General features: G+C 72.1%; 20 protein-coding genes and 2 pseudogenes. 9 read left to right on the top strand and 13 right to left on the bottom strand.

Annotated elements, in window-relative coordinates:
- Positions 1-14: 14 nt before the first annotated feature.
- Together ACX25U_RS03690 and ACX25U_RS03685 are read right to left on the bottom strand one after the other, a co-directional pair.
- A pseudogene (locus ACX25U_RS03690) lies at positions 15-205 on the bottom strand (GntR family transcriptional regulator); the annotation flags it as partial.
- Between the two features lie 94 nt (positions 206-299).
- Entirely contained in the window at positions 300-1,721 is a 1,422-nt protein-coding gene (locus ACX25U_RS03685; protein WP_454389009.1) for a lipase maturation factor family protein, read from the bottom strand.
- 179 nt (positions 1,722-1,900) lie between these two features.
- Here ACX25U_RS03685 and ACX25U_RS03680 point away from each other — a divergent pair, with 179 nt between their 5' ends.
- Positions 1,901-3,991, top strand: a complete 2,091-nt coding sequence (locus ACX25U_RS03680) for a SpoIIE family protein phosphatase (RefSeq protein WP_454389007.1) — start codon at positions 1,901-1,903, stop codon at positions 3,989-3,991.
- A 170-nt stretch (positions 3,992-4,161) separates the two neighbouring features.
- Here ACX25U_RS03680 and ACX25U_RS03675 read toward each other — a convergent pair whose 3' ends face one another.
- The 3 genes from ACX25U_RS03675 to ACX25U_RS03665 all read right to left on the bottom strand — a co-directional run bounded on the left by ACX25U_RS03675 (position 4,162) and on the right by ACX25U_RS03665 (position 6,161).
- On the bottom strand, positions 4,162-4,812 hold the full coding sequence (locus tag ACX25U_RS03675; protein ID WP_454389005.1) for a zf-HC2 domain-containing protein: 651 nt from the start codon (positions 4,810-4,812) through the stop codon (positions 4,162-4,164).
- A gap of 141 nt (positions 4,813-4,953) precedes the next feature.
- Positions 4,954-5,472, bottom strand: coding sequence for a hypothetical protein (locus ACX25U_RS03670; RefSeq protein WP_454389003.1), 519 nt, complete (start codon positions 5,470-5,472; stop codon positions 4,954-4,956).
- Between the two features lie 140 nt (positions 5,473-5,612).
- A complete protein-coding gene (locus tag ACX25U_RS03665) occupies positions 5,613-6,161 on the bottom strand; it encodes a sigma-70 family RNA polymerase sigma factor (protein ID WP_454389001.1) in 549 nt (182 codons plus the stop codon).
- A 209-nt stretch (positions 6,162-6,370) separates the two neighbouring features.
- Between ACX25U_RS03665 and ACX25U_RS03660 the strand changes: the two genes are divergently transcribed.
- Positions 6,371-7,567: a CapA family protein gene (locus ACX25U_RS03660; protein ID WP_454388999.1), complete on the top strand. Its 1,197-nt coding sequence runs from the start codon at positions 6,371-6,373 to the stop codon at positions 7,565-7,567.
- 9 nt (positions 7,568-7,576) lie between these two features.
- On the opposite strand, the pseudogene ACX25U_RS03655 reads toward ACX25U_RS03660, so the two are convergent.
- The 3 genes and pseudogenes from ACX25U_RS03655 to ACX25U_RS03645 form a co-directional block, all read right to left on the bottom strand.
- Positions 7,577-8,101 (bottom strand): annotated as a pseudogene (locus tag ACX25U_RS03655) (MarR family winged helix-turn-helix transcriptional regulator); the annotation flags it as partial.
- 155 nt (positions 8,102-8,256) lie between these two features.
- The gene (locus ACX25U_RS03650) at positions 8,257-9,669 is read right to left on the bottom strand and encodes an amino acid permease (protein WP_454388997.1); all 1,413 of its coding nucleotides are present in this window, start codon (positions 9,667-9,669) and stop codon (positions 8,257-8,259) included.
- A 128-nt stretch (positions 9,670-9,797) separates the two neighbouring features.
- Positions 9,798-10,295 carry a universal stress protein gene (locus ACX25U_RS03645; RefSeq protein ID WP_454388995.1) on the bottom strand — a complete coding sequence of 166 codons (498 nt, stop codon included), beginning with the start codon at positions 10,293-10,295 and terminating at the stop codon, positions 9,798-9,800.
- A gap of 114 nt (positions 10,296-10,409) precedes the next feature.
- Between ACX25U_RS03645 and lysX the strand changes: the two genes are divergently transcribed.
- Both lysX and ACX25U_RS03635 read left to right on the top strand, forming a co-directional pair.
- Complete coding sequence (gene lysX / locus ACX25U_RS03640) at positions 10,410-13,694, top strand: bifunctional lysylphosphatidylglycerol synthetase/lysine--tRNA ligase LysX (RefSeq protein WP_454388993.1); 3,285 nt, start codon at positions 10,410-10,412, stop codon at positions 13,692-13,694.
- A gap of 94 nt (positions 13,695-13,788) precedes the next feature.
- Positions 13,789-14,616 carry a polysaccharide deacetylase family protein gene (locus tag ACX25U_RS03635; protein WP_454388992.1) on the top strand — a complete coding sequence of 276 codons (828 nt, stop codon included), beginning with the start codon at positions 13,789-13,791 and terminating at the stop codon, positions 14,614-14,616.
- A gap of 26 nt (positions 14,617-14,642) precedes the next feature.
- Here ACX25U_RS03635 and ACX25U_RS03630 read toward each other — a convergent pair whose 3' ends face one another.
- Entirely contained in the window at positions 14,643-15,317 is a 675-nt protein-coding gene (locus ACX25U_RS03630; protein WP_454388990.1) for a class F sortase, read from the bottom strand.
- 680 nt (positions 15,318-15,997) lie between these two features.
- Here ACX25U_RS03630 and ACX25U_RS03625 point away from each other — a divergent pair.
- A complete protein-coding gene (locus ACX25U_RS03625) occupies positions 15,998-16,726 on the top strand; it encodes a hypothetical protein (RefSeq protein ID WP_454388989.1) in 729 nt (242 codons plus the stop codon).
- Between the two features lie 132 nt (positions 16,727-16,858).
- Here the strand turns inward: ACX25U_RS03625 and ACX25U_RS03620 are convergent, their stop codons facing one another.
- From ACX25U_RS03620 to ACX25U_RS03610, 3 genes are all read right to left on the bottom strand, one after another.
- Positions 16,859-17,275, bottom strand: a complete 417-nt coding sequence (locus ACX25U_RS03620) for a hypothetical protein (RefSeq protein WP_454388987.1) — start codon at positions 17,273-17,275, stop codon at positions 16,859-16,861.
- A 194-nt stretch (positions 17,276-17,469) separates the two neighbouring features.
- On the bottom strand, positions 17,470-18,234 hold the full coding sequence (locus tag ACX25U_RS03615) for a bestrophin-like domain (RefSeq protein ID WP_454388985.1): 765 nt from the start codon (positions 18,232-18,234) through the stop codon (positions 17,470-17,472).
- A 16-nt stretch (positions 18,235-18,250) separates the two neighbouring features.
- Positions 18,251-18,379 carry a hypothetical protein gene (locus ACX25U_RS03610; protein WP_454388983.1) on the bottom strand — a complete coding sequence of 43 codons (129 nt, stop codon included), beginning with the start codon at positions 18,377-18,379 and terminating at the stop codon, positions 18,251-18,253.
- 756 nt (positions 18,380-19,135) lie between these two features.
- Between ACX25U_RS03610 and ACX25U_RS03605 the strand changes: the two genes are divergently transcribed.
- The 3 genes from ACX25U_RS03605 to ACX25U_RS03595 all read left to right on the top strand — a co-directional run bounded on the left by ACX25U_RS03605 (position 19,136) and on the right by ACX25U_RS03595 (position 23,269).
- Positions 19,136-20,086 (top strand): SCO0930 family lipoprotein, encoded by a 951-nt coding sequence (locus ACX25U_RS03605; protein ID WP_454388982.1) that lies wholly within the window; start codon positions 19,136-19,138, stop codon positions 20,084-20,086.
- A gap of 232 nt (positions 20,087-20,318) precedes the next feature.
- The gene (locus tag ACX25U_RS03600; RefSeq protein WP_454388980.1) at positions 20,319-21,131 is read left to right on the top strand and encodes an SAM-dependent methyltransferase; all 813 of its coding nucleotides are present in this window, start codon (positions 20,319-20,321) and stop codon (positions 21,129-21,131) included.
- On the top strand, positions 21,128-23,269 hold the full coding sequence (locus tag ACX25U_RS03595; RefSeq protein WP_454388978.1) for a putative bifunctional diguanylate cyclase/phosphodiesterase: 2,142 nt from the start codon (positions 21,128-21,130) through the stop codon (positions 23,267-23,269). The genes ACX25U_RS03600 and ACX25U_RS03595 overlap by 4 nt, the downstream gene beginning before the upstream one ends.
- A gap of 229 nt (positions 23,270-23,498) precedes the next feature.
- On the opposite strand, the gene ACX25U_RS03590 is transcribed toward ACX25U_RS03595, so the two are convergent.
- Entirely contained in the window at positions 23,499-24,386 is an 888-nt protein-coding gene (locus ACX25U_RS03590; protein WP_454394800.1) for a LysR family transcriptional regulator, read from the bottom strand.
- Positions 24,387-24,516: 130 nt separating this feature from the next.
- Between ACX25U_RS03590 and ACX25U_RS03585 the strand changes: the two genes are divergently transcribed.
- Complete coding sequence (locus tag ACX25U_RS03585; RefSeq protein ID WP_454394798.1) at positions 24,517-25,185, top strand: succinate dehydrogenase; 669 nt, start codon at positions 24,517-24,519, stop codon at positions 25,183-25,185.
- Position 25,186: the final 1 nt, after the last annotated feature.

Genomic DNA, 25,186 nt, shown 5'->3' with positions numbered 1-25,186 from the left:
GTCGGCCGGCAGGGCTACGGGCCCAGCTGTGCCCGCGGCCGCTCCTCCACTTCACCCACATGTGCCGCCGCGGCCGTTCGGGCCGCGCCGGGAGCGCAGGCGGCAAGGGCCCGGTGGATCGCGGTCATGGTCCCGTCGCCCGCGGCGGCCGCGACCTCCCGGTGGAAGGCGGGGCGTGGGCGAGGATCTCCGCGGAGCCGTCGGTCCTCGCGACCTGACCTCGGTCCTCGCTCCCTTCGAAGGGGCGATCCTCGAGGGCACGGCCCCCGCGGGTGCGGCCTGTGACGTGAGCGGGCCGTTCACGACCGCTGCGCGGTCTCGGCCAGCCGGGTCGGCGGCAGGAAATCCCGTACGTAGGTGCGGTCCCAGCAGGCGCCCGTCGCGCGCAGTTCCTGCCAACTGGTGTAGCGGTAGCGGAACAGGCGGGCGCGGACGTAGCGCGGTGGCTCGTCGGGTGGGAAGGGGGAGCGGCGCAGCAGTTTGAGGGTGTCGCGGTCGTTCTCCAGGAGCCGTTCCACCATCGCGCCGAACCAGGCGCCGGCGTACGCGGGGGACAGCGCCGCGAACCACATCATCCAGTCCAGGCGCAGATGGTAGGGCGCGAACTGGCGCGGCCAGTGCCGGGGGTCACCTGGCTTGCCCCGGAACTCGTACTCCCGCCAGTCGGCGTCCTCGCGCGGTGTGTCGGCCAGCGTGCCCTCGACCACCACCTCGTAGCGGATACGGCTGATGCTGCCGAACGCGCCGTAGGTGTTGACCAGGTGCAGCGGGTCGAAGGAGCGGTTCATGATCTGGCGGCGGGAGATCATGTTCATCACGGGGCGGTAGCTGAGGACCACCGCCAGCGCGGCGACGGCGAGCACCACGACCTCGTACCACAGTGGCGCGGCCGGCACGGACGGCGGGCTCGCCGGGAACCGGACGGCCGACAGCGCCAGCACGATCGTGATCCAGTTCAGCCAGGAGAAGTTCCCGGACAGCACCAGCCACAACTGGGTGACGATCATCAGCGCGGCCCCGGCCGTGGCGATCGGTTGCGGGGTGAACAGCAGGAACGGCACCGCCAGTTGCGTGACGTGGTTGGCGGCCACCTCGGCCTTGTGCAGGGGCCCGGGCAGATGGTGGAAGAACCAGCTCAGCGGGCCCGGCATCGGCTGCGTCTCGTGGTGGTAGTGCAGACACGTCAGCTTCCGCCAGCACGTGTCGCCGCGCATCTTGATCAGCCCGGCGCCGAACTCGACGCGGAAGAGGATCCAGCGCAGCAGGAACAGCACCACGACGGGTGGAGCCACCTCGTCGTTGCCGAGGAAGACCGCCAGGAACCCGGTCTCCAGCAGCAGCGACTCCCAGCCGAAGCCGTACCAGGTCTGCCCGACGTTGACGATCGACAGGTACAGCGCCCAGGGCACCAGCCACAGCAGCATCCCGCCCCACAGCGGCAGCCACGAGTCCAGCCCCGCGACCAGCGCCGCCGACACCGCGCACCCGGTCCACGCGACCGCCGCGAAGAGCCGGTCGGAGTAGCGCAGATGGAACAGGCTCGGCGCCAGCCGGAACGGCACCCGCTCGACGAAACGGGGGATCGGCAGCATGCCGCGTTCGCCGAGCAGCGCCCGGAACTGCAGGGCCGCCGTCAGGAACGCGACGAGATACACCGCGGCCAGCGCCCGCTGGAAGACCAGCCGGCTCAGCCAGTAGTCGGGTGCGGTGAACCATCCCACGCCGTGCGCTCCTCTCCTTGACGTGTGGCGCCGGAGCACGGCCACGGTCCGTGTCCGCCTCGCTCATCCGGGTGCTCCCGGCGAGCGAGGGGGAAACGAGTGAGACAGATAATGGTGACGGCCCCCGGCTACCCCACCCCCGGCTCGAAGAATCCGACAAACCCTGGCAAGGTGTCCCCATGGCCGAACAGGGAGCGCCCGCCCTGTCACTCCCGGAGGACTGGCCGGCCCACCCGGACCCGATCCTGGCGCTCAACCGCATGGGCAGCTTCGACTGGGACCTGGACAGCGGTCTGTACCACATGGACGCCCAGGCCCACCAGATCTTCGACGTCACTCCCGAGGAGTACGACGGCCGCCCCGAGACCCTCGTCGACCGGATGCCGCGGTCCGACAGCGAACGTCTGGACGCGGTGATCGCCCAGGCGATGAAGGACGGCAGCGAGAACTACGGCGCCTACGTCCGCCTGCGCCGCGGCGACGGGAGTCTCCACTGGACCCACACCCAGGGCTACATCCGCCGCGACGAGACGGGCCGCCCGCGCAGAATCATCGGGATCGTCCGGGACGCCACCGAGGAGCTCAGCGAGAGCGCCGCCCGCCGCGAGAAGGCCGCCCAGGACGCCGCCCGCCGCGAGCAGACCAACATCGTGCAGACCGCCACCGCCGCCCTCGCCCACGCGCGCACCGTCCAGGATGTCATCGACGTCGTCAAGGACACCCACGGCCTGGCCCTCCTCGGTGCCAAGAGCCTGGTCCTCGGCCTGGTCGAGGCCGGCCGGATCCGGCTCGTCGCCGAAGGCCCCGAGGGCACCTCGGTGCCCGGCACCGGCGTCACCCGGATCGACGAGCCCTACCCGATGAGCGAGGCCGTACGCACCCTCAGCCCCCGCTTCATCGAGTCCCCGGAGGACTTCGCCGAGCGCTACCCCATCCTGTGGCCGCACATCACCGACCTGAGGATCACCTCCGCCGCCTATCTGCCGCTGATCGCCCAGGCCCGTCCGATCGGCGGCATGGGCCTGCTCTACAGCAATCGGCGCGGCTTCTCGCCGGAAGAGCGCAACGTCCTCGTCGCCCTGGGCAGCAGCATCGCGCAGAGCCTGCAGCGGGCCGTGCTCTACGAGCAGGAGAAGGACCTCGCCCAGGGCCTGCAGCAGGCCATGCTGCCGCGCACCATTCCCAGCGTGCCCGGCGCCGACGTAGCCGTCCGCTACCGCTCCGGCTACGCGGGCGGCTCCCTCGGCCGGGACATCGGCGGCGACTGGTACGACCTGATCCCGCTGCCCGGCGGCCGGGTCGGTGCCGTCATCGGCGACGTGCAGGGCCACGACACGCACGCCGCCGCCGTCATGGGCCAGCTGCGTATCGTGCTGCGCGCCTACGCCGCCGAGGGCCACGCACCGGCCACCGTGATGGCCCGCTCCTCCGTCTTCCTGCACGAACTCGACACCGACCGCTTCGCCACCTGCCTGTACGCGGAGGCCGACCTGTCCACCGGCATCGTCCAGCTGGTCCGCGCCGGGCACATCGACCCGCTGGTGCGGCTGAGCGCCGGCAGCTGCCGGCGGGTCACCGTCGACGGCGGTATGCCGCTCGGCCTGTCCGCCGAGTTCGGCAGTCTGGAGTACCCGGTCAGCTCCATGGAGCTCGACCCCGGGCAGTCCCTGGTGCTGTGCACCGACGGCCTGGTCGAACAGCCCGGCGCCGACCTCGACGACGGCATGCGGACCCTCACCGAGTTCGTCGCCGACGGACCCGAGGACGTACGGGAGCTCGCCGACCGGCTCATCGACCTGGCCGAGGAGCGCGGCGGCGACGACGACGTGGCCCTGCTGGTGCTGCGCCGCCGCGCGCTGGCGGAGCGGCAGCCCGTCGGCCGGATCCAGCAGCACGTGGCCCCCGGCGACCCCGAGGCCCTGACCCGGGCCCGGCACATGATCCGCACCGCGGTGCGGTCCTGGGGCGCCCGGGAGCGTTCGTACGAGATCGAACTCGTGGCCGATGAACTGATCACCAACGCCCTGATGCACACCGAGGGCGCCGCGGTCGTGACCCTGCGGGTCCTCAGTGGCACCGACCGGCGGCTGCGCGTCGAGGTGGAGGACTCCGCCAGCACCCTGCCGCGCCGCCGGGAGCCGGGGGAGCAGGGCGTGTCGGGGCGCGGTCTGCTGCTCGTGGACCGGCTCACCGACGTGTGGGGCGTGGAGGCGCGCGGCGGCGGCAAGTGCCTGTGGTGCGAGTTCGTGGTGCCGGAGGAGCGGGGCTGAGGCCGGCCGGTCACCTGGCCCGCGTCCGGCCGCGGCCGGACGGCCGAAGGCGCTCGAGCAGCGCGAGAAGAGGGGAAGAGAGGGGAGAAAAGGAAGAGAGGGAAGAGAGGGAGGAGAGGGAAGAGAGGGAAGAAGTAGGCAGGAAGAGAAACGGAAGAGGAGGGGGGCTCTCAGCGGGCCTTCAGGGTCACCAGGTGCTGCCCCTGGGCCGTGCGCACCTCGAAGTGGTCGATCTCGCCCGGATGCATCGACGTGCCGCCGGCCATCCCGTGCGCCCGGCTGTCGTGCGCCGACACCTTCCAGCTGGTCACCGTCTGCTCCGAGCCGTCCCGGCCGAACACGACCAGCCGGCAGGAGCGGGGACCGGAGCCGTCCTTGACCCGCACCTCGACGTCGCTGCCCCAGTCCCGGTCCGCGGCTTTGACCTCGGCCCACACGCCGGTGCTCGCGTCGGTGGCCGTCACCTGGACGGGCCCGTCGCCGTGTCCGGCGACGGCCATCACCGCCGGACCGCCCACGGCGAGCACCACCGAGGCGGCCAGGCCGTACAGCAGACGCCGCCGTCCGGCCCGGCGCCTGCGCGCCACTTCGCCGACCAGCCGGTCCAGCAGCCTGGGGCCGGGCTGGGTCATGGGGTGCACGAAGCGCGGCGTGGCCCTGCGGTACAGCATCAGCTGCCGTGCCGTCGGTCCGAACTCGGTGACGTGCGCCGCGCAGCGAGGGCACTCCATGAGGTGGTCCTCGAAGCGGAAGGCGTCCGCCTCGTCCAGCACGCCGAGCGCGTACGCGCCGACGTCGCCATGCCTTTCCAGGGACCTCATGCCGAATCCTCGTGCCTATGTGTGTGGGTGGGGTTACTCCTTGCTCCCACCCGTACGCAGCAGACAGCCGAATCACTCAAGACACGCACCGAATCGTAATCAAGAGGTTCGGAGCGGCCGGGCCCGCGGATTGGTCGGAATCTAAAAAAGATGGATGGCGAGATGTCCGAGGGGCAGTCCGAGCTGCCAGGCGGGTGTCCACACCTTCGGTCCCTCGTCCTCGCCGACCGTCCCCGCCGTGCCGCCCGGCACCGCGTCCAGGTCGGGTGCGAGCAGCTCGGTCTCCTCCAGCCACCGCCAGGCCGCCTCGGCCAGCGCCAGGTCGGGGGAGCGCACCCCACGGGCGTGCGCGTCGGCCGCGAGGTCGGCCATCCGCTCGCACACCCAGTCCTGCCACGGCTGGTCGTACGCGGTCAGCGACAGCCAGGTCTCCAGCTGCGAGACCACCCGGATGCCGGAGAGCTCGCCGCCGGTGTCGGAGAGGAAGACGGTGAGCGCCAACGCGTCCCGCCCGGCGCGGAACTCGAAGGACGTCGGCGGCATCAGGTCGCCGGTACGCAGCAGTTCGTCCGCGATGTACTCGGCGTACAACCACGCCATGGGGACGGCCAGTTCACCGCCGCCGTGACCGTCGGTGCTCTCTTGCCCTCTGTGCTGCATCCCTTCCTGCCTTCCTCCAGTGCCTGCTCCTGGCCCGGCCCCGGATTGGGGCCTCGTCCGGAACACGGATGAGGACAGCCGATTACTCAACGGAGGTCCACAGCAAGGCGCTTTGCAAAGGCTTGACCCTGTGGTCGGTTTCACCGCAGGTCGGCCGCGTATCCCGGGAGCATCCGGCGCAGGGCGCGGAGCGCGTAGAACGCGCGGGACTTCACGGTACCGGGCGGAATCCCCAGCGTTTCGGCTGCCTCCGCCACACTCGCCCCCCGGAAGTACACCAGCACCAGGACTTCACGGTGCTCCGGAGTGAGTGTCTTCACAGCCTCCCGTACGTCGAGCATCGCGGCGGCCCGCTCGGCGTGGTCGGCGATGACCCGCGCGTTCTCCAGGTCGGCGTCCCCGACCTCCGGCGGTCGCGCCTGCCGGGCCCGGCGCGCGTCGATGGCGAGCCGGCGCGCGACGGTCAGCAGCCAGGGCCGTACGGAGTCGAAGGCGTCGGCGCGCAGCGCCTCGGGGTGCTGCCAGGCCCGTACGAGCGTCTCCTGCAGCAGGTCCTCGGCGCGCTGGCGGTCGCCGTCGCACAGGCGCAGCAGCAGCGCGAACAGCGGCCGGCCGTGCTCGCGCTGCAGGGCGGCGAGCTCGTGCTCGGCGGTCGTCGTGGCGTGCGGGAGAGTGGTTCCGGCCGTCATGGCCGTATGGCACCGCAGGGGGCCGTGCGGGGACAGGGCGCGCACACCGCTGTGCGGCGGACGGTCGATCGCGTCGACGAACGGTTCGACGAACGGTCGTCAGCCCCTCGATGTCCACCGGACGGGCCAACGACGCGCCGATCCCGTTTGCGGGAGCCGTCAGATTCGTACCCATTTGTCTGTCCATACGACCGCTGTGGGGTGAACCGATGATCGCACGCAGACGGCAGGTGGGTCTGGCCGTGACGGCCCTCCTCGCCGCGGCCGCCGCCTGCCAGAACCATCACAGGGAACAGCAGGACGCTCTGCCCGGACGCCCGGCCCCGTCGGCCTCGCGCGCCGCGGCGGCGCCCGGCGCGGCGGAGCCCGGCTCCGCGGTGCCCGGCGCGTTCACGCTCGTCGCCTCCGGCGGCATCCTGCCGGACTCTTCGGTCGTCGACAGGGCCGGCTTCGACGGGGGCGGCGTGGGCTACAACTTCCGGCCGATGTTCGAGGGCGTGCGATCCGTCGTCTCCCGGGCCGATCTGGCGCTGTGCCACCTGGACACCGTGTTCGGCGCGAACGCCCCCTACGCCGGCGCTCCTCCCTACACGTCCACGCCCGAACTGGCGCAGGCGCTCGCCGCGACAGGCTACGACAGCTGTTCGACCGCCTCCGAACACACCCTGGACGCCGGCGCCGACGGCGTCCGGCACACCCTGGACGCCCTCGACCGCGCGGGGATGCGGCACGCCGGATCGGCACGCAGTGAGACCGAGGCGCGCGGCACGTTCCTGCGGGCAGGCGGCGCGACGGTCGCCCACCTGGCCTACACCGCCGGTTCGAACAGTCCGCTCCCGCCCGGGCAGCCGTGGGCCGTCCGCCTGATCGACGGGGACCGGATCGTCGCCGACGCGAGAGCCGCCCGCGCGGCGGGCGCCGACGTCGTGGTCGTGTCCCTGCACTGGGGCCCGGCCTGGCAGGAGGCGCCCGACGAACAGCAGATCGCCCTGGCCCGGCGACTCACCGCGTCGCAGACCGGCGGCCGGTCCGACATCGACCTGATCCTCGGGACCCACGCCCACGTTCCGCAGCCGTACGAGAAGGTCAACGGCACCTGGGTGGTCTACGGCGCGGGCGACCAGGTCGCCGGGCAGCCGGCCGACGAACGCGGCCTGCGGGATCCGCGCGTCCGCCAGAGCACCCTCGCCCGCTTCACCTTCGCCCCGCCCGCCCGGCCGGGCGGGCGCTGGGAGGTGGCCCGGGCCGAGTTCGTCCCCGAGGTGTTCGATGCGGACGCCGGACGGGTGGTGAACGTGGGCGAGGCCATCGCCGGGGGCGCCGACCTGCAGGGCGTACAGGACCGGATCCAAACCGTGGTGTTCAGCCGGGGCGCGGCGAAGGACGGGCTGATGATGGGGCGGTGACGGCGGTCGGTCGACGTCCACGTGGTCGAAGAGCGCGAGCATCTCGCCGGGCACGAGCAGGCACGTCCGGGCGCCGGCCTCCGTCGGGCCGCCCCCGACCTGGCGCGGCAGCAGGTGCTCATGGGTGAGCACCGCGGTGATCGCGGCCCGGCCCGCGTCCGTGAGCCGGATCAGCGACGGGCGCCGGCGGGCCGGGTTCGGCACGCTCTCCACCAGGCCGCGCGCCGCCGCGTCGTCCACCATGCGCTGCACGGACTGCCGGCTGATCGCCTGCGCGCGGCCCGTCTGCGGGACGGTCGTCGGCCCGTGCTCGTGCGGCAGGTCGAGGACGGCCCGTACGCCGACGGACAGCCCCTCCACGGCCTCGCCCTGCTCGACCTTGCGCTGCACCCGCCGGTACAGCGGATCCACCAGGTCGGCCCCCGTGTCCTCGACGCCCGGACCTCGGCCCTCGCCGGCGTCTCGACGGGCGGCGTCATCGCCATGGACACCGTGCTCGAGTACCCGGAACCGGTCCGCGTGGCACCGCAGCATCGACGGCCTCGACCCGGGCATTCCCCGACGGCCGCTCCGTGACGATCGAGTGCACCGCGCACCACCCGAACCTGGAGCGACCGGAGGTCCTCAACGAGATCGTCACGGACATCCTCCGTACGCTCCCGGCCCGCCGGCGCCTGGCGCCCGCCCCGCTAACGCCTGGCCAACTCCGAGCGCTTGTACGAGTACCCGAAGTAGATCACGCACCCGATCAGGAACCACACGGCGAACCGCACCCAGGTCTCCCACTTCAGGAACGTGATCAGCCAGAGCGAGAAGACCACACCCAGCGCCGGCACGAACGGCATCCACGGGGTACGGAAACCGCGCGGCAGGTCCGGCTGCCGGTAGCGCAGCACGATCACCGCCGTGCACACCACCACGAACGCCAGCAGGATGCCGATGTTGGTCAGTTCGGCCGCCTCCGCGATCGGCAGGAAGCCGGCGATGGCGGCCGACGCCACCCCGACGATCCACGTCACGCGCGTCGGCACGTGCCGCGTGGGGTGCGTCTTCGCGAACCACTTGGGCAGCAGCCCATCCCGGGACATGGAGAACCACACCCGGGTCACGCCCAGCATGAATGTGAACATCACGGTGAGGATGCCGATGATCGCGCCCACCGCGATCAGGTCCGCCAGCCGGCTCAGCCCCACCGACTTGAACGCGGTCGAGAAGCCGCTCTCCTTGTTGATGTACTTGTAGTTCTGCATGCCGGTCAGCACCAGACAGGCCGCCACGTACAGCACCATGGCGATCGCCAGCGAGTAGATGATCGCCTTCGGCATGTGCCGCCGCGCGTCCTTGGACTCCTCGGCCGCCGTCGACATCGCGTCGTAGCCGAAGACCGCGAAGAACACCGTCGCCGCGCCGGTGAACGCCCCGCCGACGCCGTAGGGGAAGAACGGGTGGTAGTTGGCGGTGTTGATGTGGAAGACGCCGACCAGGATCACCACCAGTACGACCAGCACCTTCAGCCCCACCACGAGGGTCTCGAAACGGGCCGCGCTGCGGATGCCGAGGGTCAGCAGCCAGGCGATCAGCAGGCACAGGATCGCCGCGAACAGGTCCACCTTGTGCCCGGGGCCGGTGCCGGGCGCGCCCAGCATCCAGGCCGGCAGATGCGCGCCCATGTCCTCGACGAGGAAGCTGAAGTAGCCGGAGATGCCGATCGCGACCACCGCCACGATCGCCGTGTACTCGAGCAGCAGGTCCCAGCCGATGAACCAGCCGGCGAACTCGCCGAGCACCGCGTAGCCGTAGGTGTAGGCCGAGCCCGCCTTCGGGATCAGGCCCGCGAACTCGGCGTACGACAGGGCGGCCGCCGCACTGGCCACGCCCGCGATGAGGAAGGACACCAGCACCGCCGGACCCGCCGTGCCGTTGGCCACCGTACCGGCGAGGGTGAAGATGCCGGCGCCGATGATGCCGCCCACACCGATCGCGGTCAGCTGCCACAGCCCCAGCGACCGCTCCAGCCGCGGCCCCTCGCCTGCTTCCGTCTCCTCGATGTGTTCGATGGGTTTACGGCGGAGAATGCCCTCACCCGCCCGGAGCCCGGCCATGCGCCTCACCTCTCGCATACGGCAAACGGCTGACGGCGGATCATGATGGCTCAGCGCCGCCGGGCACGGAAGACCGCCTCGTACGCGACCGGACCGCGCAGGGGCGGCAGCCGGTTCGCCCCACTGGGCTACGGCACCACCGTCACCGGCCATCGTCCCGCCTTGACCAGGCGTACCGCGACCGAGCCGATGATCCGGTGACCGGCCTGCTCGGAGGCGCCCACCACCACCGCGTCCGCCTTCAGCTCGTCGGCGGCCCTCACCAGGCCGTTGTACGGGTCGCCGCGGAACGTGTGGAACTCCCAGCGGACCTCGAATATCCCCTTCAGCCGCTCGGCCGCCTCCCGGATCTGCTGCACGAGGTCCTCGGCGATCTCGTGGGTCGTCCCTACCACCGGCGCGCCCAGCGCCGCCCCCGCCGTCAGTGCCGGCTGCACGTACACCACGGCGAGCAGCGCGCCCTGCCGCCGGGCGAGACCGGCGGCATACGCGGCGGCCCGCATCGAGGAGCCGGAGCCGTCCACACCGACGACGATGACCTTCGGCCCGTCCGTCCCCCGCTCGAACCGGTGCACCCGCTGCTCGTCCCGCTCGTCCCGCTCGTGCTGCCCGTGCTGTTCCGTCACGCCTGCGAGGCTAACGGAACCCCCGCTTCCCGCCCCCGTACGGGACCCTCTCGACGGGCGCCCCGCGCGCGGGGTTCCTAGAGTCGGAACCATGAGCGCCACCCAGTCCGAGCCATGACCACCATCGCCGGCGCCGCCCCGCCCAGGGGCGCCGCCGAACCCGCCCGGCCGCCGAAGCGGAACCGGTTCCTCGGCAAGGTGCCGGAAGACTTCGCCACCTTCTTCGGCGCCCTGGGCCTGCTGTGCGCGCTGCTCGATCTCATCGCCCCGCTGCGCGTCCTGCTCCGCCCGGTCGTCCGCGTCCTGGACCTGTTCCTGGTCCCGGTCAGCGTCAACCTCGCCTACGCGGTCTTCCTCTTCCTGCTGGCCGGCGCGACCGCCGCCCGCAAGAAAGTCGCCTGGTGGCTGGTCGTCGCCTACCTGGGCCTGGTGATCCTCGGCGACGGCCTCGGCCTGGCGGTCGGCGAGTACGCCGAGTCGGTGCCCTCCCTCGTCCTGTGCGGCCTCGCGCTGCTCGTGCTGATCGCGGCCAGAGGGGAGTTCTACGCCGCCTCCCGCCGCGGCTCCTGGTGGCGGGCGCTCGCCGTGCTCGTCGCCGGGCTCGCGGCGGCGATCCTGGTCGGCTGGGGCCTGGTCGCGCTCTTCCCCGGCACGCTGCCGCCCGACCTGCACCTGGCGTGGTCCGCCAACCGGGTCATGGGCGGACTGGTCTCCGCCCGCGACTTCGACGGCCGCCCACCCCGCCCGGTCACCTTCCTGCTCGGCCTGTTCGGCGCGCTCGCCCTGCTCAACGCCGCCGCCACACTGTTCCGCTCCCAGCGCCTGGAGGCGGCCCTGCACGGCGACGAGGAACCACGCATCCGCGCCCTGCTCAAGGCCTACGGCGAGGACGACTCCCTCGGCTACTTCGCCACCCGCCGCGACAAGGCCGTCGTCTTCTCGCCCAGCGGCAAGGCCGCCGTCACCTACCGCGTCGAGGCCGGCGTCTGCCTGGCCAGCGGCGACCCCGTCGGCGACCGCGAGGCCTGGCCGCATGCGATCGCCGCCTGGCTGGACGTGGCCCGCCGCTACGCCTGGACACCCGCCGTCATGGGCGCCTCCGAGGAGGGCGCCACGACCTACGCCCGCGCCGGACTCGGCGCCCTCCAGCTCGGCGACGAGGCCATCGTGCACATCGCCGACTTCGACCTCGACGGCCGGGACATGCGCGTGACCCGGCAGGCCGTGCACCGCGTCCGCCGCACCGGCGCCACCTGCCGCGTCCGCCGGCACGCGGCCCTCACCGACGCCGAGATGGAGGGGGTGATCGACAAGGCCGACGCCTGGCGCGACACCGAGACCGAACGCGGCTTCTCCATGGCCCTGGACCGCCTGGGCGACCCCGCCGACGGCGACTGCCTCCTGGCCGAGGCCCTCGACCCCCAGGGCCGGCTGCTCGCCCTGCTCTCCTTCGTCCCCTGGGGTCGCGACGGCGTCTCCCTGGACCTGATGCGCCGCGACCGCACCGCACCCAACGGCGTCATGGAGTTCATGGTCGCCGAACTGTGCGCGGCCGCCCCGAAACTCGGCGTGCGCCGCATCTCGCTGAACTTCGCGGTGTTCCGCTCGGCGTTCGAGGAGGGCGCCCGCATCGGGGCCGGACCGGTGCTGCGCCTGTGGCGCCGCCTGCTGCTGTTCTTCTCCCGCTGGTGGCAACTGGAGGCCCTGTACCGGTCCAACGCCAAGTACCGTCCCGAGTGGTACCCGCGTTTCCTCTGCTACGGCGAGACCGCCTCCCTCGCCCGGATCGGCCTGGCCTCCGGCATCGCCGAGGGCTTCGTCTCCGTGCCCTCGCTGCGCAAGCTCCGGGGCAAGGGCCGCCCCGGGACCGGACCGCGGCCGGCCACCACCGAGGGCCTGCCCCCGCTGACGGCGCTCGGCCTCGACGAGGAGCAACGCGTCGGCCCCGGCGAGCCGCCGGCCGGCCTGCCCGAACAGGTCCGCGTCCGGCATGCCAGGCTCGAGAGGCTGCGCGCGGCCGGCACCGACCCGTACCCGGTGGGCGCCGAGGCCCGCACCCGCACCCTCGCCGAGATCCGCGAGGGCGAGCAGGTCACCGTCGCCGGTCGCATCCTGCTCGTCCGCGACTTCGGCGGCATCGTCTTCGTCGTCCTGCGCGACTGGTCCGGCGACCACCAACTCGCCCTCACCCGCGACCGGACCGGACCTGCCGCCCTGGACCGCTTCACCGCCGACACCGACATCGGCGACCACATCACCGCCACCGGCCGGGCCGGGAGAAGCGACAAGGGCGAACCCACGGTCTTCGTCACCTCCTGGCGACTGCTCGGCAAGTGCCTGCGCCCCCTGCCCGACAAACGCCGGGGCCTGACCGACCCCGAGGCCAGGGTGCGCATGCGCTACCTCGACCTGGTCACCAGCCCCGAGGCCCGCGAGACCGTCCGCGTCCGCTCCACCGCCGTACAGGCCCTGCGCCAGGGACTGCTCGACCGCGGCTTCCTCGAGGTCGAGACCCCGATGCTGCAGCGGATCCACGGCGGCGCCAACGCCCGCCCCTTCACCACCCACATCAACGCCTACCACCTCGACCTGTACCTGCGCATCGCCCCCGAGCTCTACCTCAAGCGCCTGTGCGTGGGCGGCCTGGAGAAGGTCTTCGAAATGGGCCGCACCTTCCGCAACGAGGGCGTCTCCCACAAGCACAACCCCGAGTTCACGATGCTGGAGGCCTACCAGGCGTACGCCGACTACGACGTGATGCTCGACCTCACCCGCGAACTGATCCAGGGCGCCGCCACCGCCGCCTTCGGCCGTCCGATCGCCCACAAGGACGGCACCGAGTACGACATCTCCGGGCCCTGGCCGGTCAAAACCGTGCACGGCGCGATCTCCGAGGCGCTCGGGGAGGAGATCGGCCCCGGCACCGACCCGGCGGCACTGCGCCGGCACTGCGACCGCGCCGGCGTGCCGTACACCGCCGACGACACCCCCGGCGAGATCGTCCTGGAGATGTACGAACGGCTGGTGGAGGAGCGGACCGGACCGCCCGTCTTCTACAAGGACTTCCCGACCGACGTCTCCCCGCTCACCCGGCAGCACCGCACCGACCCACGGCTCGCCGAACGCTGGGACCTCGTCGCCTTCGGCACCGAACTCGGCACCGCCTACTCCGAGCTCACCGACCCCGTCGAACAGCGCCGCCGCCTCACCGCCCAGTCCCTGCTCGCCGCAGGGGGAGACCCGGAGGCGATGGAGCTGGACGAGGACTTCCTCGACGCCCTCGAATACGCCATGCCGCCCACCGGCGGACTCGGCCTCGGCGTCGACCGGCTGGTCATGTTCCTCACCGGCCTGACCATCCGCGAGACGCTGCCGTTCCCGCTCGTGCGCCACCGCTGAGGCCGCCGCGCCGCCGACCGGGGGCACTGGGCCGGGCGGGTGCTTTCGTGCCGCCCTACCCGTGGAGGAGTGGCGGGCCGGTCACTGTTGAGTCATGCAGAAGGATCAGTTGCTCACGCGGCGCCGGGCGTTGCTCGCCGGGGCCGCCGCTCTCGGGGCGGCGGGAGCGGCCGGCACGGCCGGTCTGCTGCTCTCCGGCTCCTCCGGGCCCGCTCCTGCCGCGGGCCCCCAGGCGCGCCGCGTCCTCAACCCCTCCGTCTACCGCCTCCTGCCCATGGCCGGTGACGGCCGGTCGCACGAGCCCCTGACCATCCCCGTACGGCGCGCGCCGATCCTGCGCATGTCCGGCCGCGGCCGCACCATGCTGCTGACGTTCGACGACGGCCCCAACCCCGACTACACCCCGCACATCCTGGACACCCTCGCGAAGTACGACGTCCGGGCGACCTTCTTCGTGTGCGGCGAGATGGCCGACTGGAACCGGGACCTGCTGGCCCGGATGGCCGACGAGGGCCACGCCGTCGGCAACCACACCTGGACCCACCCGCTGCTCACCGAGCGCACCCGACGTCAGGTCCGCTCGGAGCTGGAGAGCACCTGCGACGTCATCGAGAAGGCGTACGGGCAGCGGCCCCAGTGGTTCCGCGCCCCCTACGGCGCCTGGAACCGGACGGTCTTCCAGGTGGAGGCCGAGCTGGGCATGGAACCGCTGGCCTGGACGGTCGACAGCCTCGACTGGACCACCCCGGGCACCGGCACCATCGTCGAGCGCGTCGAGCACGGAGCGGGCTCCGGGGTCGTGGTGCTCTCCCACGACGCCGGGGGCGAGCGCACCCAGACCGTCCGCGCGCTGCGCACGTACCTTCCGAAACTGCTGGACGAGGGCTACCACTTCACCGTGCCGCGCCGGACCTACACCTGACCGGTTCCCGCCCGGCCGGGGTCCGCTCAGCCGACCCCGGCCAGGCGGGCGAAGACGACGACGTTTCCCTGATATCCGGTCGCCTCGTTGTAACCGCCGCCGCAGGTGATGACCCGCAGCTCCGGCGTGCCCTTCGAGCCGTACACGCGGTCGCCGGGAAAGTCGTTCTTCGCGAACACCTCGACGCCGTACACCTCGAATACGGCGGTTTTTCCGTCCTGCCGGTGGATTTCGACGTGGTTCCCCTTCTTCACGGCGCCGAGTCCGTAGAACACCGCGGGACCCGCCGAGTTGTCTACATGGCCGTCGATGACGGCGGTCCCCTTTTCTCCCGGCGTGACCGCACCGTTGAACCAGCCGGCCAGATTCGGGTTCTCCGGCGGCGGCGCGGCGACCCAGCCGTCCGCGTCCACACCGACCGGTGTCACGGGCGCGTCGACCTGGATCACGGGGATCCTGATCCGGTCGGGCACCGAGCGGGACAGGGCCTGAGGGACAGGGCCCGTGGTCAAGGAGCCCGGCGTACGGCTCGCGTCGGGCGCGGCCGCCGTCGCGGGTTGCGGCGGGCCGACGTCGAACTCCCCCGAACCGTTGCGGATGAGGGCGAGTCCGGTCAGCAGAACGAGCGCTATCACGCCCCATGGTGGGCGCTTCTTCCGTGTCTCCCGCTCCTCCTCGGCGGACCGCTCGCTCACAGACATTCACCATCCCTTCCCGACGCGGCCGTCGCCGTGTCATTCGCGCATACAAGAACGCTAAGCGCGGAGCGCATGACCGGCGACGGGGTGGACACGAACGGGTGTCCCGCTCCTTTCTTGTGCGCCATCCGAGCCGCGCCGTACGGGTCATTCCTGACTGACCGTGACCTGCGGGGACATTCAACGGGGTGATTTTTTCGCGGTGTTCGCTCACCAGGACGGGCGAGCGCCGAAATGCGTATCCGCGCAGGGCATCCGAGGGTTTTTCCGGGAGGTGCTGTCGCGCCGATCGTCCGGGTACGGGTCCCCGGGGCGCCTTCCGGGAGGATCACATGCGTACTGCTCGTACCCTCTCGGCGCCCTTGGCGGTGCTGGCCGCGGCGGTCGCCACCGTCGGGCTCGCCGCCCCGGCGGCCGTGGCGAAGGGCGGCGTTCTGCCGGGGATCACCCGGGACGGCGGGGTGGGGGTGGGGCCCGGAGCGGGCCAGGGGGGCGGGCCTGGAGTGGGTCCGGGGGTAGGGCCGGGGGTGGGGCCTGGAGTGGGCCCGGGGGTGGGTCCGGGGGTGGGGCCCGGAGTAGGACCTGGGGTGGGGCCCGGAGTAGGACCTGGGGTGGGTCCCGGGGTGGGGCCCGGAGTAGGACCTGGGGTCGGGCCCGGAGTGGGTCCTGGGGTCGGGCCCGGAGTGGGGCCGGGCGTCGGTCCCGGCTACGGCGGGGTGGGCGGGTTCGGCGGGGTGGGCGGGTTCGGCGGCGAGGGCCGGGGGCGCGGCCCGGGCGGCGGATTCGGCGAGTTCAACGAGCACGGGCGGCGTTTCCACGAGCACGGGCGGGGCCCGGGTGGCGGGTTCGGCGAGTTCAACGAGCACGGGCGGCGTTTCCACGAGCACGGGCGGGGCCCGGGTGGCGGGTTCGGCGAGTTCGGCGAATTCGGTGGTGGCCGAGGCGGCTTCGGCCCGGGCTTCGGCCCGGACTTTGGTCCTGGCGGTGATTTCGGCCGCGGCCCGGGCGGCATCCGCAACATCGTGGCCATCCCCGGCGTGATCGCCCGCGGCGGGCAGCTGGCGGTCACGGTCGAAGGCTGCCGCAACGGCGGTGTCATGGAGTCGCACGCCTTCCCGAGGACGCCGCTGCGGCCGGTCAACGCCGCCGGCGAGAGAGCGAGGGGCATCGCGATCATCCGCGAGAACGTCCACCCCGGGAGGTACGACGTCACGACCGAGTGCGACGGCCGGAGGCTGATCCGCCCAGGGGCCTTCACCGTCGCCGGCGGGGTCCGGGGCGGCGTCGGCGGCGGCACCATCACCGGTGCCGCACCGGCCGACATGGCCATCGGCGGCGGGCTGCTGACCGCGGGCGCCGTCGGCGGCGGCGTGTTCTGGCTGCGCCACCGGCGCACCGACAAGGGTCTCTGACGGCACCCGCCGCAGTCCCCGGGATCCGGTCTCCGCCCGCGCGGAGGCCGGATCCCTCCGTATGTCGCAAGGACTTCGCCCCGGACCTGGAGAGGTCCGGGGCGAAGTCCTGTGCCGAGGAAGGGAGCGCCGTCAGGCGGTGCTCCCTTCCTCGCCGGTACGGCGACGGGAGAGGTAGTACGCCGCGCCGACCGAGCCGGCGATGAGCGCGGTGCCCATTCCGACCTCCTTGAGGTCGAAACCGGCGATGGTCCCGCCCTCGCCCGCTCGGACGCCATGATGGAGGTGCTCCGGCCTGTGTCCGCCGCGACCGCCGGAACGGCCCTCGTCGTCATCTCCGTCGTCGGAGCGGCCGTAGCCGCCTCCGCCGCCGTAGGAGCGGCCGCCTCCGCCGGAGCGGTCCTCGTCACCGCCTCCGCCCCCGTAGGAGCGGCTGTCGCCGCCGCCGTAGGAGTGGAGGGCACCGCCGCTGGCGACGGCGGCCGGTGCGGAGAAGGCGAGGGCGCTGAGCCCCAGCAGTGCGGCCGAGACGACGCGTATTACGCGCATGATGGATCCTCCGGTCCCCGAGGAGCAGTTGCGGACCCTTTCCGCCTGTGCCGGAAATGCACCTCGATGATCGAAACGCTAGGGAGATGTGCGCCGCGGCGCGATCGCACCCGGGCGAACGGGGCAACGCTGTGGGCTGCACAGGGGACGGCGTTCCTGCGGGCGGGGGACGGGACTGAGGATCTGTCAGCCCGTCAGCCTGTGAGGTGCGGGAACAGGGCCAGGAAGGGACCGGCCGTCGCCGACACCCCGCGGCTGTAGGGCGCGTCGAAGTCCCAGATCAGGAAGAGCAGGAAGGCGATCAGCGCGGAGAAAAGCCCCGCGAGGACCAGTTCCCGTGGCGTGCGCCGGATCTGCAGCGCGAACACCATCCCGATGGTGACGACGGCCCCCGAGAGCAGCCCGAACCACACCACGCCCGGCATCGTCGGTCCGGTGGAGTCGGCGCGTGCGGTGCGGGCCTGGGCGGCGACGGCCACCTGGTCCACCAGCGGCTGGTAGGCCTGCGCCTCGAAGTCCGACTTCGGCCGGTAGTCGGTGACGTCGGCGCGGACGCGGGCGAGCAGCGCGTCGCCCCGTCCGGTGACCTGGCCGTGGTCGGCCATGCTCTTCCACTCGGTGGTGACGACGTGTCCGACGTAGGCGTTGACGTCGCCGCGGATCCGGTCGCGGACGTCGGGCGGGTAGACGCGGACGCGCTCGGAGATCTCGTGCAGCGCCTGGGCCTCCGCCTGGACGTGGTCCTGGGCGGCGACGCGCGCCTCCCAGACACCGGCGATGGCCAGGCCCAGCACGATGGCGTACACCACGCCGATCCACATCGTCATGTACTCGATGACGTCCGGGGTCTCGGTGGGATCGTCGTCCTCGGCCTTCGTACGGTGCCGCACGAGGGTGATGACGACGACCACCACGCAGGCGGCCAGCATCGCCAGGGTGAGAACAAGCCATTCCGACAAAGGGTTCCTCCAGGGGTCAGCGCGGGCGGAGCGCGGCGACGGCGGCCAGTGCGGGCACCGCGATGAGCAGGACGTAGGTGATCGGCGACGGGCTGTGCCGCGGCGTCGGCCGGGACGGCTGGGGGTGGTGGCGCGGGTAGGTCACCGGCGCCACGGAGGGGCGGGGCTCGGGTGCCGGTTTCGGGGCCGGAGGCGACGGAGGCGGGGGCGGCGGGGGTGTGGGCCGGGGCTGCGGGGCCGCGGGGGCCGGACGCGGGGGCGGTGGAGGCTCGGGTGCCGGGGTGGGCCTCGGCTTCGGTGGTGCCGGCCGGGGAGCGGGCTTCGGCGGGGGAGGCTCGGGAGTGGGAGTGGGAGTGGGAGTGGGAGTCGGTGTCGGGGTCGGCGCGGGACTCGGGGAGGGCGGGGGAGGCGGCGTCGGCTGCGGGCACGGCGGTGGCAGCGGGGGCCAGGGGCCGCCGCCGGCCGCCGACACCGCCACCACTGCGTCCGGGCCCGTGGAGACGTACGCGCAGGCGTCGGCAGCGGCCGGGACGGCCTGCCCGCCCACGCACGCCCAGGCCAGGACTGCCGGCGCCAACATCCGCAGCGTCAGGGCGAATCGGGTCGGTTCGGGTCGATGCACTCCATGCACGAGCGAGATCATGAGCTCTGGCGGACCGGGGCACGCCGCGGTGCCCGTGGATTGCCTCGAAGGTGGGAAGCTGCAGGTCAGAGGGTTTGATCGGTCGGTCGGCGCGTCGCCGTGGACGGGTACGCGCGTACGGGTCGCCCGGAACGTGTCACAGGTTCCGTAAAGAAATTCGCGCCGCCGTTGAACACAACCGGCACGCCCATGCGTACCCAGTGTCGTGCGGCGGCGCAGCAGGGCGCTGCGACACCCTTGGGATTATGGGAGTTGACGATGAACACCTCCTGGCGGAGCGCCTCACTCGTGGCGACTGCCGCGGCTGTGCTGGCGCTGACGACGGCATGCGGTCAGGAAACCCCTTCGGCGGGCAGCCAGAACGTGGGTGCGACGGCCGCGGCGGGCGGCTTCGGCAGCTCCGGAACGGGTACCGGCACCGGGGCCGGTGCCGGCAACGGCTACGGCGCCGACGGCCAGCAGGGCTCCGCGGGCGCGTCGAAGTCCGCCGGACAGCTCGCGGTCTCCGCCAACGCGGAACTGGGCAAGGTGGTGACCGACAGCGCCGGGATGACCCTGTACCGCTTCGACGCGGACACGGCCGAGCCCCCCAAGTCCAACTGCGACGGCGACTGCGCCACGGCCTGGCCGCCCGTTCCCGCCGGCGACGCCACCGCCGGCGCCGGCGTCGACAAGGCCCTGCTCGGCGAGGTCACCCGCTCCGACGGCACCAAGCAGCTGACGATCGGCGGCTGGCCCGCGTACCGCTATGCCAAGGACACCCAGGCCGGTGAGACCAGGGGCCAGGGCGTGAACGACAAGTGGTTCGCCCTGGCGCCCGACGGCAAGAAGGCCTCGTTGGCGAGCCTGCCGGGCCTGTCGGTGAAGAAGACCGAGCTGGGCGACATCATCGTCGACAAGAACGGCATGACGGTCTACCGCTTCACCAAGGACCAGGCGTGGCCGAAGTCGGTCTCCGCCTGCACCGGTTCCTGCCTGGAGAAGTGGCCGGCCGTGGCGCCCGTCGCCGAGAACGACGTCAAGGGCATCGTGAAGAAGGGCCTGATGCCCTTCACCCGGCCGGACGGAGTCAAGCAGATGTCCATCGGCTGCTGGCCCATCTACACCTTCTCCGGGGACAAGAAGCCCGGGGACGTCAACGGTCAGGGCGTCGGCGGCACCTGGTTCGCCGTCTCGCCCGACGGCAAGCCGATCGGCGCGCCGAAGTAGATCGCCTTCTCAGGTCAGGGCAGACCGGCCGCCCCCTCCGCGCCGCACGGAGGGGGCGGTCCGCCGTGTGCGCACATCGTGGCAATCCGCCGTGATGCGGGCGCGAAGAGCGGGCCGCAGCCGCAGGTGGTGACCGGGAACGGATGTCAATTTCCGTTTCCGCTCGCCCTGTTGGCGGGCGATCAGTAGCCTTCGGCTCGAACACCGGATCGCCTACGCCCTGGAGAGACAGATGGAGCGCCCCGCCTGGGCCCCACGGAGTATCGACATCTCGGTGCCGAGCGTCGCTCGTATCTACGACTACTACCTGGGCGGTTCGCACAACTTCGAGGTGGACCGGGAAGCGGCCCGCAAGGCCATGGAGTCCATGCCGGGCCTGCCCAAGATCATGCAGGCGAACCGGGCGTTCATGCGCCGCGCCGTGGACTTCGCCCTGGACGAGGGCATCACGCAGTTCCTCGACATCGGCTCCGGCATCCCCACCTTCGGCAACGTGCACGAGGTCGCCCAGGCCGCCCGTCCCGGCGTGCGCGTGGTGTACGTCGACCACGACCCGGTGGCCGTCGCCCACAGCCAGGCGGTCCTCGAGGGCAACGACGACGCGGACGTGGTCGCGGCCGATCTGCGCAAGCCCCGGGAAATCCTCGAAAGCCCCCCGGTGCGACGGCTGATCGACCCGAATCGGCCAGTCGCGCTGCTTCTCGTTGCCATACTGCACTTCGTGGAAGACGCGGACGACCCCTACAAGGTGGTGGCCCAGCTGCGCGACGCGCTCGCGCCCGGCAGCCTGCTCGTTCTCACGCACGCCTCGCACGAGGGAATCCCGCTCCCCGAGGAGCGGAGCGAGTCCGTGGTCGACGTCTACAAGGACATCCGCAACCCGCTGATCATGCGCTCGCGTGACGAGATCGCGCGGTTCTTCGAGGGGTACGACATGGTGGAACCCGGGCTGGTGCCGATGGCGTCCTGGCGGCCTCGTACGGCACCGGAGGACGAGGACCCGTACGCCTTCTCCGGTTTCGCCGGCATGGGGCGTACGGCGTGAGCGCGGAACCGGACGGGCCGGAGGGCAGACTGCGCCGGCTGACGGCGATCTGGAGCCGGGCGGTCTTCCCGGTGACCTCCACGTCGCTGACCCGCCCGGAGTTCGAGGAACGACTCCTGCCGCTCGCTCGCCGCCTGAGCGGGGCGCTGCTGGCCAGGGCCTTCGACGCCGCGGAGGGCGAGGCGGTCGGCGCCGCGCTGGTCGACGCGCACTGCACCGCGCCCGAGGCGCTCAGCCGCACGCTGGACTGCCTCGACGCCTACCTCGTGCTCTACTGCGGGGAGGGCGGCGACCAGGAGGACCTGCGGGCGCGCTCCTCCCGGCTGCAGCACGCGATGGCCGCCGGTTTCGCGCGGGCGCTGCGCGAGCGGACACTGGCCGAGCAGGAGGCGATCGCGCAGGCCGCGCTGCGCGCCCAGGGCGTGGTCGCGCAGGCGCTGCACACCAGCGAGGCGCGCTTCCGCGCGGTCTTCGAGGGCGCGGCGATAGGCATCGGCATCGCCGACCTCGAGGGCAACGTCCTGCAGGTCAACGGCGCGCTGCTGCGCATGTTCGGCGGCTCCGAACAGAGCATGCGCGGCCGCAACGTACGCGACTGGACGCACGCCGACGACGCGCCGCAGGTGTGGCGGCTGTACGAGGAGCTGGTGCGCGGCGAACGCGAGCACTACCACGTGGAGAAGGCCTTCTACCGCCCCGACGGAACGGTCCTGTGGACCAACCTGACCGTCTCCCTCCTCCGCGACGCCGACGGCAACCCCCAGTACCAGCTCGCCCTGATGGAGGACACCACCGAGCGGCGGCTGCTCAACCTCCGCCTGCGCTACGAGGCCACGCACGACGCGCTGACCGGCCTGCCCAACCGCACGCTGTTCTTCGAGCGGCTGGAGAAGGCGTTGAACGCGGGCGAGGGCCGGCGGTTCGGCCTGTGCTACCTCGACCTGGACGGCTTCAAGACCATCAACGACAGCCTCGGGCACGCGGCCGGCGACCGGCTGCTCGTCGAGGTCGCCGACCGGCTGCAGGCGTGCGCGACAGCGCCCGGCGAGATGGTCGCGCGGCTCGGCGGCGACGAGTTCGTCGCGCTGACCACCGGGACCGACACCCGGCACGAGGCCGACGAGCTCGCCGCCCGCATCATGAACGCGCTCGTCGCGCCCATCCGTATCGAAGGCCGCGAGCTGACCGTGCGCGGCAGCATCGGCGTCGTCGAGGGCCCGGTGGGGGAGCGCAACGCGGCGGAGGTGCTGCGCAGCGCGGACATCACCATGTACCGGGCCAAGTCGGCCGGCGGCAACCGCTTCGAGCTCGCCGACCCCGAGGCCGACGCCCGCGCCATCACCCGGCACGGGCTGACCACGGCGCTGCCGACGGCCCTGGACCGGGGCGAGTTCTTCATCGAGTACCAGCCGCTGGTGCACCTCGGCGACGGCAGCGTACGGGGTGCCGAGGCGCTGGTGCGGTGGCTGCATCCGCAGCACGGCATCCTCGGCCCCGACCGGTTCATCCCGCTCGCCGAGCACACCGGGCTGATCGTCCCGCTGGGCCGCTGGGTCATGGAGCAGTCGGTACGTCAGGCCCGCGAGTGGCGGGAGCTGCACGACGCCGAGTCCGCGGGCCCCCTGCGCATCAACGTCAACCTCTCGCCCTGCCAGCTCCACCACCCCGGTCTCGTCCAGGACACCGTCGAGATCCTGGAGCGCACGGGCGTGCAGCCGGACGCCCTCTGCCTGGAGGTCACCGAGTCGGCGCTGATCGGCGCGGACGACGACCTGCTCAAACCCCTGCGGCGGCTGGCCGAGATGGGCGTCGACATCGCCCTGGACGACTTCGGCACCGGCTACTCCAACCTGGCCAACCTGCGCCGACTGCCGGTGAGCGTCCTCAAGCTGGACCGTTCCTTCACCCAGAGCATGCAGCGGTTCCCGGCCGACCCCGTCGACCTCAAGATCGTCGAGGGCATCGTGGCCCTCGCCCACAGCCTGGACCTGGCGGTGACGGTGGAGGGCGTGGAGACGGGCGCCCAGGCCGAACAACTCCGCGTACTCGGCTGCGACACGGCCCAGGGCTGGTACTACGCCCGCCCGGGCCCACCGGAACGCCTCCACGAACTGGCACTGGCGGACGCGACGGGCTGAGCGGAGGTGCCTGTGCGGGGCTCCGCCCCGGGCCCCGAAGGGGCCTCAGGGGCGCGGGGCCGTTTCGATATGCGGCTCCTCCCCCAAGCTCTTGACGAGCAGGGGGGATCCCCATCGTGGGCGCGGCCGGCCACGACGCACCCGCAGCCGAACACGCTCTCCCCGGGGCCTGGGGGCGGAGCCCCAGGGACGGGACGGGCAGGGGCGGCGGGGGCGAGAAAACCAGCCCTCACCGCTCCAGCAGCATCCGCTGCAGCTCACGAGCCGCCCGAGGCGGAGCCACATCGCTGCGGTGGGCCAGCGCGATCGTACGGTGCAGCCCGGGCCGGGCCAGCGGAGTGACCCGCAGGCCGCGGCCGGAACGGGTCGCCACCATACGCGGCACGACGGCGACGCCCAGACCCGCCCGCACGAACCCCAGCACCGCGTCCATCTCACCGCCCTCGACCGCGAGGTCCGGCTCGAACCCCTCGGCACGGCACGCGGCGACCGTCAGCTCCCGCAGGTCGTACCCGTGCCGGAACATCACCAGGCGCTCGCCCTCCAGGTCGGCGATGCGCACCGTCCGCCGCCCCGGGCCGCCGGGCACGGGCGCCTCCGGTGACGAGACCACCACCAGGTCCTCGCGCAGCAACTCCACCGTGGTCAGCGCGGGGGAGGGGGTGGGCAGAGGAAACACCACCAGGGCGAGGTCGAGGGCGCCGCGCGCCAGCTCCCGCACCAGATCGTGCGAGCCGCCCTCCTCGATCAGCAGCCGGATGCCGGGATACCGGTCGTGGAAGGCACGCAGCACGTCCGGCAGCAGACCCGTGCACAGACTGGGGGTGGCCCCCAGCCGCACCCGCCCGCGCCGCAGCTGCACCAGCTCCTGCACCTCGTGCCGCGCCGTGTCCGCGTCCGCGAGGATCCGCCGCGCCAGCGGCAGCAGCGCCTCACCCGCGTCGGTGAGTGTGATGTTGCCCCGCGCCCGCAGGAACAGATCCGCACCCAACTCCCGCTCCAGCGCCTTGATCTGCTGGGACAGCGACGGCTGCGCCACATGGACCAGCTCGGCGGCCCGGGTGAAGTGCCGGGTCTCGGCGACCGCCACGAAGTACTGGAGCTGCTGGAACTGCACACCCCCAGCATAGCCCTTCATAGGTGTTCCCTATCGAATCGAGCCATTCCATGTCTTGGACCGATGGGGACCAAAGGCCCTACCGTGCGGAGTCATGGCACTGGCAACGCGGACGGACCGACGGCCGTCCATGGCACGCACCGTGTGGGGCTCGACCGTCGGCAAGAAGACCGTGATGGCGGTCAGCGGCCTGATCATGCTGCTGTACCTGGTCGTCCACATGATCGGAAACCTGAAGATCTTCTTCGGGGCCGGTGAGTTCAACCACTACGCACACTGGCTGCGCACCCTCGGCGAACCGTTCATGCACTACGAGTGGACGCTCTGGCTCGTCCGGATCGTCCTCGTGGTCGCGGTCGTCGCCCACGGCGTCTCCGCGTACCAGCTCAGCCGCCGCGACATCAGGGCGAGGCCCAGCAAGTACGTGCACTCGAAGCCCCGGGCGAGCTACGCCACCCGCACCATGCGCTGGGGCGGGATCATCCTCGGCCTGTTCATCGTCTGGCACATCCTCGACCTGACCACCGGCACCGTGCACTCCGGCTTCCAGCCGGGCCACCCGTACCAGAACATCGTGGCCACCTTCTCCACCTGGTACGGCAACGTGATCTACATCGTCGCCATGCTGGCGCTCGGCCTGCACATCCGGCACGGCTTCTGGAGCGCCGCCCAGACCCTCGGCGTCGGCAGCCGCACCCGCGACCGCGCCCTGAAGACCGTCGCCAACGTTCTCGCACTGCTGCTCACGGCCGGCTTCATCGCCGTCCCGGTGGGCGTCATGACCGGAGTGGTGAGCTGAC

The organism is Streptomyces sp. JNUCC 63 (assembly GCF_054366325.1).
This window is presented reverse-complemented; position numbering and strand designations above follow the sequence as displayed.

What these genes read in the sequence shown, in the direction of transcription:
- ACX25U_RS03680 (WP_454389007.1), top strand. Translation starts at nt 1,901, where the DNA reads ATGGCCGAACAGGGAGCGCCCGCCCTGTCACTCCCGGAGGACTGGCCG.
- ACX25U_RS03675 (WP_454389005.1), bottom strand. Translation starts at nt 4,812, where the DNA reads ATGAGGTCCCTGGAAAGGCATGGCGACGTCGGCGCGTACGCGCTCGGC.
- ACX25U_RS03670 (WP_454389003.1), bottom strand. Translation starts at nt 5,472, where the DNA reads ATGCAGCACAGAGGGCAAGAGAGCACCGACGGTCACGGCGGCGGTGAA.
- ACX25U_RS03665 (WP_454389001.1), bottom strand. Translation starts at nt 6,161, where the DNA reads ATGACGGCCGGAACCACTCTCCCGCACGCCACGACGACCGCCGAGCAC.
- ACX25U_RS03660 (WP_454388999.1), top strand. Translation starts at nt 6,371, where the DNA reads ATGATCGCACGCAGACGGCAGGTGGGTCTGGCCGTGACGGCCCTCCTC.
- ACX25U_RS03650 (WP_454388997.1), bottom strand. Translation starts at nt 9,669, where the DNA reads ATGGCCGGGCTCCGGGCGGGTGAGGGCATTCTCCGCCGTAAACCCATC.
- lysX (WP_454388993.1), top strand. Translation starts at nt 10,410, where the DNA reads ATGACCACCATCGCCGGCGCCGCCCCGCCCAGGGGCGCCGCCGAACCC.
- ACX25U_RS03635 (WP_454388992.1), top strand. Translation starts at nt 13,789, where the DNA reads ATGCAGAAGGATCAGTTGCTCACGCGGCGCCGGGCGTTGCTCGCCGGG.
- ACX25U_RS03630 (WP_454388990.1), bottom strand. Translation starts at nt 15,317, where the DNA reads ATGTCTGTGAGCGAGCGGTCCGCCGAGGAGGAGCGGGAGACACGGAAG.
- ACX25U_RS03620 (WP_454388987.1), bottom strand. Translation starts at nt 17,275, where the DNA reads ATGCGCGTAATACGCGTCGTCTCGGCCGCACTGCTGGGGCTCAGCGCC.
- ACX25U_RS03605 (WP_454388982.1), top strand. Translation starts at nt 19,136, where the DNA reads ATGAACACCTCCTGGCGGAGCGCCTCACTCGTGGCGACTGCCGCGGCT.
- ACX25U_RS03600 (WP_454388980.1), top strand. Translation starts at nt 20,319, where the DNA reads ATGGAGCGCCCCGCCTGGGCCCCACGGAGTATCGACATCTCGGTGCCG.
- ACX25U_RS03585 (WP_454394798.1), top strand. Translation starts at nt 24,517, where the DNA reads ATGGCACGCACCGTGTGGGGCTCGACCGTCGGCAAGAAGACCGTGATG.